11 protein-coding genes and 1 tRNA gene are annotated in these 10118 nt (G+C 36.5%); 3 read left to right on the plus strand and 9 right to left on the minus strand.

Annotated elements, in window-relative coordinates:
- On the plus strand, positions 1-767 hold a 767-nt coding region (locus F6K40_RS35925), incomplete at its 5' end, for a CHAT domain-containing protein (RefSeq protein WP_293143664.1).
- Between the two features lie 73 nt (positions 768-840).
- Here F6K40_RS35925 and F6K40_RS35930 read toward each other — a convergent pair.
- The 5 genes from F6K40_RS35930 to F6K40_RS35950 form a co-directional block, all read right to left on the minus strand.
- Entirely contained in the window at positions 841-1056 is a 216-nt protein-coding gene (locus F6K40_RS35930) for a hypothetical protein (RefSeq protein ID WP_293143667.1), read from the minus strand.
- Between the two features lie 4 nt (positions 1057-1060).
- On the minus strand, positions 1061-1744 hold the full coding sequence (locus F6K40_RS35935) for a TIGR04283 family arsenosugar biosynthesis glycosyltransferase (protein ID WP_293143670.1): 684 nt from the start codon (positions 1742-1744) through the stop codon (positions 1061-1063).
- 94 nt (positions 1745-1838) lie between these two features.
- Entirely contained in the window at positions 1839-2444 is a 606-nt protein-coding gene (locus F6K40_RS35940; protein ID WP_293143673.1) for a TIGR04282 family arsenosugar biosynthesis glycosyltransferase, read from the minus strand.
- 218 nt (positions 2445-2662) lie between these two features.
- On the minus strand, positions 2663-2827 hold the full coding sequence (locus tag F6K40_RS35945) for a hypothetical protein (RefSeq protein WP_293143676.1): 165 nt from the start codon (positions 2825-2827) through the stop codon (positions 2663-2665).
- A 524-nt stretch (positions 2828-3351) separates the two neighbouring features.
- A complete protein-coding gene (locus F6K40_RS35950; RefSeq protein WP_293143679.1) occupies positions 3352-4431 on the minus strand; it encodes a PIN/TRAM domain-containing protein in 1080 nt (359 codons plus the stop codon).
- Positions 4432-5363: 932 nt separating this feature from the next.
- On the opposite strand from F6K40_RS35950, the gene hemW reads away from it, so the two are divergent.
- Positions 5364-6629: a radical SAM family heme chaperone HemW gene (gene hemW / locus F6K40_RS35955; RefSeq protein WP_293143682.1), complete on the plus strand. Its 1266-nt coding sequence runs from the start codon at positions 5364-5366 to the stop codon at positions 6627-6629.
- 197 nt (positions 6630-6826) lie between these two features.
- A complete protein-coding gene (locus tag F6K40_RS35960) occupies positions 6827-7084 on the plus strand; it encodes a DUF1830 domain-containing protein (protein ID WP_293143685.1) in 258 nt (85 codons plus the stop codon).
- A 343-nt stretch (positions 7085-7427) separates the two neighbouring features.
- Here F6K40_RS35960 and F6K40_RS41195 read toward each other — a convergent pair whose 3' ends face one another.
- The 4 genes from F6K40_RS41195 to F6K40_RS35980 all read right to left on the minus strand — a co-directional run bounded on the left by F6K40_RS41195 (position 7428) and on the right by F6K40_RS35980 (position 9967).
- Entirely contained in the window at positions 7428-7655 is a 228-nt protein-coding gene (locus tag F6K40_RS41195) for a hypothetical protein (protein WP_365673976.1), read from the minus strand.
- 148 nt (positions 7656-7803) lie between these two features.
- Positions 7804-7875 (minus strand) — tRNA-Asn (locus F6K40_RS35970).
- 152 nt (positions 7876-8027) lie between these two features.
- Positions 8028-8576 (minus strand): NYN domain-containing protein, encoded by a 549-nt coding sequence (locus F6K40_RS35975; protein WP_293143688.1) that lies wholly within the window; start codon positions 8574-8576, stop codon positions 8028-8030.
- Positions 8577-8986: 410 nt separating this feature from the next.
- Positions 8987-9967, minus strand: coding sequence for an SDR family NAD(P)-dependent oxidoreductase (locus tag F6K40_RS35980; RefSeq protein WP_293143691.1), 981 nt, complete (start codon positions 9965-9967; stop codon positions 8987-8989).
- Between the last annotated feature and the right edge of the window lie 151 nt (positions 9968-10118).

Consider the following 10118-nt stretch of genomic DNA (forward strand, 5'->3'; position numbering starts at 1 on the left):
TACATGATGGAGAACAATTTTTAATTGAGAAATATAGTATGAGTTTAATTCCGAGTGTGAGTTTAATGGATAGTCGTTATAATTCTGTCAAAAATACCAAATTATTAGGAATGGGAGCTAGTGAATTCATCGATGAAACTCCTTTGCCTGCTGTACCAATAGAGTTGCAAACTATTTCTGAAAAATTGTGGCGAGGAAATATTTTCTTAAATGAAGAATTTACTAAAAATAATCTGATTAATGAATTATCCAATGGTTTATATCCGATTGTTCATTTAGCAACTCATGCAGAATTTCGAGCCGGAAATGCAAATAATTCTTATGTGCAGTTATGGGATGATAAATTACGCTTAGATGAAGTCCGAAAATTAAGATGGAATAGCGAAAAGGCAGAATTATTAGTATTATCTGCTTGTCGTACTGCGGTGGGAGATACTAATGCCGAATTAGGTTTTGCCGGGTTAGCGATCGCAGCAGGAGTTAAATCTGCTTTAGGTAGTTTTTGGTTAGTGAGTGATGAGGGTACTTTAGGGTTGATGACAGAGTTTTATGCTCATTTAGATGATGTTAAAATTAAAGCCGAAGCATTACGAGAAGCGCAGTTAGCAATGTTGAGGGGAGAAGTGGTTGTAACAGATGGTACCTTAAGAGGTTCGGGTAGTCCTGGAGAGGTGAGTTTGCCATCGGAATTGGAGAATATTCAGAATAAGGATTTTGCTCATCCCTATTATTGGGCAGGGTTTACTATGGTTGGTAGTCCGTGGTAATAAGATCGAGTCCGGTAGCATCAATGTAATTAGAGTGTGGGGGGAATGGGGTGATGGGGAGTGTGGTATGATATCAAGTCCGTTTAATTGCAGATACAACCTCAGCATCTAAAGAGTTTTGTATGAGGTGTGTAGGCAGTTGAGCGTGAAATTCTTGACAATAGTAGTAGACTGACACACCTAAAAATGTAGGTTGGGTTGAACGGAGTGAAACCCAACACAACTCTTGGGTTTTTCCGTTGGAAATGCTCCGCAAACGTCCCTCAACCCAACCTACATTGCTTACCATATTCCTACTTAAAATGACTACGATACCATTGTGCTAATACCTTTGGAGACACCCCAAGTAGGTAAGCAATAATTACAACTTGATTAATTAGAGTAGTTTTAAATATTCCTAATTTTTGCCACCGACGGCCAGAAGTTAATACTGGTTTTGATACAATTGCAATTCGCCCCCTTTTCCTTAACTTTCGGATCAATTCAAAATCTTCCATAATTGGTATTTCTGGGAAACCACCAATTTCTGCAAATATTTTAGCTGAGAGAAAAATTCCTTGGTCTCCATAAGGCATTTGTAAATAACGCGATCGCCAATTTACCATTCTCTCAACTATTCGTAAACTTCCTTTTTCTCCCCTAATACCTAATTCAAACGCACCCGCAATAATATTTGGTTTAGCTATAATTTCTCTTAATAATTCGTCAAATTTTAATGGTAAAAAAGTATCCCCATGCAAAAATAAAAGAATATTTCCCCTTGCTGCTTTAGCTCCACAATTCATCTGAATACTACGGCCAGGAAAAGAATAAATAAGTTTAACATCCAAAGATTTAACAAGCTCAATTGTACCATCATTACTGCCACCATCAACAACTATTATTTCTATATCCTTTCCTGTTTGAGCTGTAGAAATAGTTTGAGCGATCGTACTAACTTCATTTAACACCGGAATAATAATCGAAATACTGCTCATCAATTTTTTGGTAAGGGACGAAAAATTTATACTTTTTACCATTCAATCAAATGATATTTAAAAGCAGATGAAAATTAGATATGTATTCATTAATTTAAAACTGTAAATTTTCTAAGTCTTCTGGACGATCAATATCAGAAAGTTCAGGTAAATAGTCAATAACTAAATTAAGATTTTGAGCTGTTGCCACAGTTTTTGACAAGACTTCAGAAGTTCCCCAATTAATTCCTTGAAACAATTCTGGAATAATTTTTTTAAGACCAATTAGATAGTAACCTCCATCTGTTGCCGGACCAATTATTACATCAGATTCAGTTAATTTAGCAAAAGCTTCTAACATAATTTCAGTAGTTAAACTAGGGCAATCTGTACCAATAACAACCACAGACTTCATCCCCCGCTCGAAAGCTGATTCAAAAGCTCTTATTATACGTTCGCCTAAATCTCCTGTACCTTGTTCTTGATATTTTAAATCAATTCCTAACCAGTTTTTCATTAATTGTAAATTACCCCCAGCAAATCGAACTTCAACTAATAATGACATCATATTAGATAACTTCTGAGCTTTTGTGATTGTTGTCTCAGTCATCTGAAATTGTAGACTTGCTGCACCTTCTGCTCCCAAAGCAGGTATTAATCGTGTTTTTGTTTTTCCTGGTTCCGGATAACGAGTAAAAATAATTAGCTGTTGATTATTCATAATGGTAAAATTATGTGCTCTAGTTCATAGTCAATCAGGACTTACGCAGAACCACCATACCTAGTAGGGGCTAATGGAAGAAAGCCCTCTAAGGATAGCGTATTGTTTACAGCGCTTTTCATTTGAGTAAACCACAAAGTAGGGGCGAATGGCATTCGCCCTCATAAGGTTATCATTTTTTTTACGTGGTTCATTGACCTGAAAACTGCTGTAAGAATTTACGTAAGTCCTGTCAATGTTAAAATGAATTTTATTTTGGAGATGATAGATATTATTTTTTTAAGAGTTTGAGGAATTATTTCCTTAACTCCTTTATGCAACGCTCCCCACACTCCCCACATTTCCCATACTCCTGACAGTCCCCACACTGGTTCATCCCACACATAAGCAACGCCCCCTACGCTCTCACACTCCCCACACCCCCCACAGTGATTTATCCCACACATAAGCAACACCCCCTACACTCCCCACACTCCCCACATTTCTCATACTCCTGACACCTCCCACACTGATTCATCCCGCAAATATGCAACATCCCCCAAACTAATTCCAATGCAAAAATATGCAACGCCAAAATTTCAGTTTTATGAAATTTTTGACTTTTAAATTAATTAGCCCCAACTATCAGCAAATAGTGAATAGTTGGGGCTTGTTTTTTGAGAAAACTAACTAAATTTTACAAAAAAATCAGGTCTCTTGCCTTCCCTTTTAAGGGGATAAAAGAAATCAATTTCCTTATTTCAATCCCAATGGTGAGCGCCAGAGGTACTAATAACTGATTTAGCAGTCGAAGCAAAGGTTAGGACATTTATAAATCCTTTTTGCGGAGCATTTCCGTAGGAAAAACCCTTTTACAGCTTACTATTCCCTATTCCCTATTCCCTATTCCCTAGCGCTATAACTGAAATTAAGCGATCGCCGATTCTTGAGTACGAGCAAAAATCATCCTACCCGCAGAAGTTTGTAAAGAACTGGTAACAATAACCCGTACCTCATCACCAACATATCCACTACCAGACTCTACAACAACCATCGTACCATCATCCAAGTAACCAATACCTTGAGAAGGTTCCTTACCTTCCTTACGAATTCTGATTTCAATAGTATCGCCAGGCAAATAACTTGGTCGTACTGCTTGAGTCAGGTCATTAATATTAAGTACAGGAACCTTTTGTAAACTAGCAACCTTACATAGATTATAGTCATTCGTCAGCAAAGTACCACTAATTTCCAGACCAAAACGAATCAACTTCGCATCCACCGTAGAAATTTCTTCATAATCTCCAAAATGGATTTGGATCTGAGAAGGATAAACCTCTTTAAGTCTATTTAAAATATCTAACCCTCTTCTACCTCTGACTCTTTTTTGATCGTTAGAAGCATCTGCAATAAGCTGTAGTTCCTGTAAAACGAAGTATGGTACAAGAATTTGACCCTCCAGAAAACCTGTTTCTAATAAATTTTCTATCCTGCCATCAATAATACAGCTAGTATCCAAAATCTTAGTAGTAGCAGGTTTGAGAGTTCCTTCTGCCACTAATACTGCATCTAAACTATTAGGATTAATTAGCCGTAGAAAACCACGACCATGAGTATCAGCAACATTAACTCCTGTAAAACCTAACATGACACTGCCTAAAACTGCGACAAGAGGTTTAATGAAACTAAACTCCTCGGGAATAGGTAGTAAAAACAGTGGTGCTAACATTAAGTTGGCCACTAATAGTCCAATTACTAACCCTATCGCCCGCGTTAATAACAAGTCAACAGGCATTTGTCGGACTTGTGCTTCCACTCGTCTATATGTGGTTTGAAATACCAATCCCACTACAAAGCCAATCAAAGAAGTGAAGGCACACAATACTGAACGTAAGCCTTCGATGTTAGTGACTTCTAGTAGTACGTTGGATGGAAGTAGTTCTATGCTATAGAAACCTATTCCAGCTCCAGCAAGTACAAATGAAATAATAATTATTGCGTCAAGCATTGTTTGAATTTGTCTTTTTATTTTATGGAAGATTATAGATATTTCCCTAGAAGGTATTTATTGCTCTGCTGATTAAATCTAAAAGCATTGATAGATAAAGGTTGTAGCCTTTTTTATCGTCAGAAATACCTGGTGCGTGAGCTGCTTCATCAAAATGCATGGAGCGGATGAAAGGGTGGCATTTGGCAGAAAAATCACTCTGATAATTCTTCCTCCTGCCTTCTTTAAATTCCCCATTCCTCCTGTATTCCCCTCCTGGGAGGGGTTAGGGGTGGGTTGTCTCCTGTCTCCTGAGGACTACCCAAACCCCAAGCATACTTTTTCAGCAAGCTCTATTTATGAATAATGATTGAGAACCCCAATTTTTGGGCTACTCAATTTTGCCTCCATTATATCTTCACAGTCGATGTGCCATTTTTACGGTTCTCCTTTTATGAGGTTTGAATTTTATTGAAACTTGGTAATAATTAATAATTTTGCTTCCCTTTTAGAGCTACTCCTGAAATACAAAATCTATCTGGCGACCAAAACAATGTGATTATTTTTACTTGATTTGTAATGAAAATTTGTGGTAAATGACTAATTTTACTTAGGATAAAGGTAAAACAATTATAGCAAATTCATTAAATCATGTTACAAATAACCAACTCAGATTAGAGACTGATAAGAATCTTAACTGACATATTATTGATCGGATTAAAATTTACCTAGCATCTCAAACTTATTTGTAGCCAGTTTTTTGAAATTACTATTATGTAGTTTATCTAAATCAAAAAATATATAAGTGCTTTTTTTTACTTTTTACTTAAGTAATATTTCCACCTCCTTAAGAAATATTATTTCTCTCAATTAATACTACTGCTACTCCTCATTAAGTTCATAATTGTTTAAGATAGTTTTATAAATGATATACTTTGTAATTGTGTCTAATAATGAAAAGGCCAGTGGGAAATTACGGCATTCCTAGTTCGGCTTATGTCCATATCCCCTTTTGCCGACGGCGCTGCTACTACTGTGATTTTCCAATTTCTGTAGTGGGCGATGGTAAAAAAGGTGATAATTTTTCTCCAATTCAAGAATATGTGGAGGTAATTTGTGAGGAAATAAACAATACAAAATCTTTTTGTCAACCCTTAGAAACTATTTTCTTTGGGGGTGGTACCCCTTCCCTATTGTCAGTGGGTCAATTAAGTCAGATTTTAGATACCCTAGAACAAAAATTGGGAATTGTGGCCAATGCTGAAATTTCTATAGAAATGGACCCTGGAACTTTTGACTTGAAACAGATGCAAGGATATAAATCCCTAGGAGTAAATCGAGTCAGTCTAGGAGTACAAGCATTTCAAGATGATTTATTGCAACTTTGTGGGCGATCGCATGATGTCTCAGATATTTACAAAGCAGTAGACATATTGCATCAAGCAAAAATTGTTAATTTCAGTATTGATTTAATTTCAGGACTGCCACATCAAACCTTAGAACAATGGCAAACTTCTTTAGAATCTGGAATAGCTATTTCCCCAACTCATATCTCCAGTTATGACCTCGTAGTAGAACCAGTTACAGCTTTTGGACGTTATTATCAACCAGGTAATGCTCCTTTGCCTACAGATGAAACAGCAGCACAAATGTATCGAATAGCACAGCAGTTGATATCAATTTCAGGATATGAACATTATGAGATATCTAATTATGCCAAGCCTGGTTATCAATGTAGACATAATCGAGTTTATTGGGAAAATCGTCCTTATTATGGTTTTGGCATGGGTGCATCAAGTTATGTAGAAGGGCAAAGATTTACCAGACCCCGTACGCGGAAAGAATACTATCAATGGGTGCTATCGTTTCAAGGTCGTAGTTTAGAAAATCAGGGTATTGATACATCAAGTCAGGATTGTTTATTAGAAACACTGATGTTAGGATTCCGCTTGGCAGAAGGGGTGAATCTATTAACATTATCTCAGCAGTTTGGTCAAAAAACTGTAGAAAAATTATTGCTCTATTTACAACCCTATCAAAAGTTAGGGTGGGTAGAACTTCTTAATCTAAAAGGTGTGGCAACCCCTTTCTCAAATCAGCAAAAACTTCCCATAGAAGGATATTTGAGATTAACCGATCCTGAAGGTTTTTTGTTCTCCAATACTGTGTTATCAACGTTATTTAGCAAGCTCAGTAATTCTATAAGTATAGATTACTAAATAATGAGTATTTATACTGAAGAAATACTAGGTTTAAAGTGGACAACCTAAGTTAACTTAATTTTCTGCAACAAAAGTAATTAAACATATACTTAAGTGATCCCTATACGTTTATAATAAATGTATTGGTACTCAAAGATATCAAAATTCAGTCGGGTTGCTAATCGGCAGCAAAAACTTAGAGGGAATTAAAGATTGTGACTATAGCACTAGATAGACTATCAACAAAACAGAGTCAAAAAATTCTTTGTTTCTATGTGAATACTACTTACAAAATGCAGATTGCTAAAATTAGTAATGTTAAAAATCAATATTTGGAACGTACAGTTTTCCCAGGAGAACGTTTCTTATTTGAAGCAGTTTCTGAAGCAGAATTAGAAATTCATCAAGCTAGAGAAAATGGTACAATTAAATGCGAACGTTTTTTGTGCCAGAATTTGAAAGTTGATGAATAAGAAATAATTGAAAATTTATCAAAATTTAGTTTGATTGAATAAGTTACAATAGTTAGTGATTGAGATTTTTTTTGAAGAATCACTAACTATTTTTATAGGTCAACTATAGTTAACTTATAAAGTTGATAAGTATACTGATCTTGTTGTTGGTGAAATATGTTTAATAACTGCCTCGACTATTTGTTGAGGAGACTCTACAGGAAAAGGTAAGGATGCCACTATCACTTTTGCACCTGTGCGATCGCTAACAAAATTCAGCGCATTCCGACAGACATTGTCGTTAAACTAAGCCACGCAAGTTACCAAACCGGCTCCTCTCTCTGCCTCCTTCGGAGGAGCTGCGCTAACAGAACCAGACGTGAGATTTTCGCCTCCAAATCTGCTTCTCTCCTAAACGTCCCTTTTCATGGGTACATCCGTACCTTAATATCAATCCAGTTTCATCCAATAGAGTTTCAAACTCCCGAATAAAAAAATGTACATCTCTTTCCAACTTTTCCCGCAGTTGCGTCTGAGCTGTCAACACCTCCAATGGACACGCTCCAAAAGACCCATGATTGAGAAAAGTCACATTTCGATCAAGAGACCAATATACAGGCCATTTATTGGTATGTTCGTACTGAAATATGAATTTATTAATTTTAGAATTCTGAACTTAAGATTTTAGTAGAAAAATAGAACCACTAATTATCCTAATTCCAGAACCTAAAATTTCTAAACTCCCCGGGCAGGATTCGAACCTGCGACCAATCGGTTAACAGCCGACCGCTCTACCGCTGAGCTACCGAGGAATGAATGTTTGCTTATTCCTGAGCAACAATTACTTATTATAAGGGTGGTTCAAGATATTTTGCAACCCCTTTTTATATCTTTTATTCTTATCTTTATTATAAAATTATTTTATAATTATCATTTGACTTTAATCAAATTATATGATAAATAACTATTTTTTTCCCATTCTCAATTCAGCTAGGCGCTTTTGAGATTCTGGATCTAAGTAACTAGCCAGAAAACGTCTTGATGGTCTTTTGCTTCGTTGACACCTACTCCGAACACCACTCGCTACACTTTCAACATCATTAGCAAGCTGTTGGGAAGACATCCATTCAGCACCATAACCAATCACAGTCAGCTTTTGAGCTCTATCTGAAGTAGCTACGATTAACCTACTTTTAGACAAACGCATTTCCTGGCGAAGATTAGCACAAGCTTTCTCTATATATGTATCTGCTGTCTGACCAAACTCTGTATAATAAACTGATAAATTATCAGTAACAGTTTCTTTTACTGTAGGAGTATATTGGTATTGGGAATCAAATACTATCTGAGTCTTTAAGTCCCGACTAGCGCTGTAGTTGACCAGAGCCTCAATCAAATCTCTTCTAGCTGTTTCTAAGCCATGAACATTGAGAATTTCTCGGAGACGAGGCCATAAACCAATGACATTATAGCCATCCACAAACAAAACCGTTTGTCTTAAAGGGCGTGACATAACTCAAGATGATAATTACTTAGATAATGTTAACAAATACTAAGTTAACATAACTTCGAGCTAAATCTTATAGAGATAAGTACCTATGCAAAATTAATTTAACCTTTTTTAAGAGAGTAGGCAATGAGAGAAAAAGTCTGCTTGTATAGTTCATAAAAATATAGTCAAATATGACATATCTTTATTTTGTAAGTGTTACCCTGACGCTCGTGTTAGGGCAGCTCCTCCGCAGGAGGCACTACAACACCACGCCAGTTGCTTTAAGTCGGGAGACCTGCAAGGGCGCACTGGCTCCTCTATCCCATGGTCAAAAACATTTGGGACTGATGCATCTCATTATGTTCAAAGAACCGTTATAATTAATTTTCTTTGACTACTGAATTATTGTTAATAACACCTGAATAAATTGATTAAATTTTAGGAGATTGAACCATTCCCCATTGCAAAATAAACCAAGGAATTTTAAAGTCAGGAATCAGCCAAGGATACTTTCTCAAGATAGGGATAGCATTAGGTACTATAAAACGAAGAGAACGTAATGAAACTGGACGTTTACCATGTTCATCAACTATTCTATACTGTTGAGCTAATTCAGCTACAATCTGCACTTTTCCTGTTAAATTTATAGTATTTTGTTGCTCTAATAAAGAAGCAATGACCCTTCCAGTTAACAAAGGCGTTTCCCAATTGTAACAATCCCTGAAAGTAACATCGTGAGGTTGAATATCATCCTGAGTCTTCAAATCTTCAGACAACTTCAACATATGTTCAGTGCCGACAATTCCTGGCCAAATAGAAACCGATGTGATATTATCAGGTTTTAATTCTACTGCCATGTCTGCTGCCAAACGGTCACAGGCTGCTTTTCCCACTCCATAAGCTGCCCCAAAGATATAAGACATTCCTCCCCAAGAGGAAATAGTACAAATTAGTCCTTGTTGACGCTGACTCATTAAACGAGCAGCAAAAACACTTGCTACATAATGGCTACGCAGACCAACATTATTGATAGAATCCCAAAGACTCGGAGTGTTTTTCCAAAAAGGTTGACTATAGGCATTAGCAACAGCTTTTACTCCTGAAAAAACGTTATTTACTAATAAGTCAAGTTGCCCCTTTTGTTCAGTTTTAATACGTTCAAATAGTAACTTTACCTGCTCATCATCACTATGGTCTATTTGAACAGGAATACAGATACCACCAACTTTTTCAACCTCTTTTTTGGTTTCTAAAAGTGTTCCAGAAACATTGTCAGCAGAAATGGTATTAAGCGATCGCCCCGTAATATAAACAGTTGCCCCTGCTTCCCCTAAACCAATAGCAATACCCTTACCAATACCTCTGGTTGCTCCAGTGACTAAGGCAACTTTACCTAAAAGATTTTTCGTCATCTCAATCTATCTGAATAATAAGTACCGATACTATTTTGCTAACAAAAGCTAACAATGCACAGTAAGATTAACCTACTGAGGGGGTATCTCCCAAAGTGATAGAAGGATGTTCTACCACGCTTTTAATCAATATTCCACGCGCTCCATTCAA

It is taken from the genome of Okeania sp. SIO3I5 (assembly GCF_010672085.1).
Classification (GTDB): Bacteria; Cyanobacteriota; Cyanobacteriia; order Cyanobacteriales; family Microcoleaceae; genus Trichodesmium.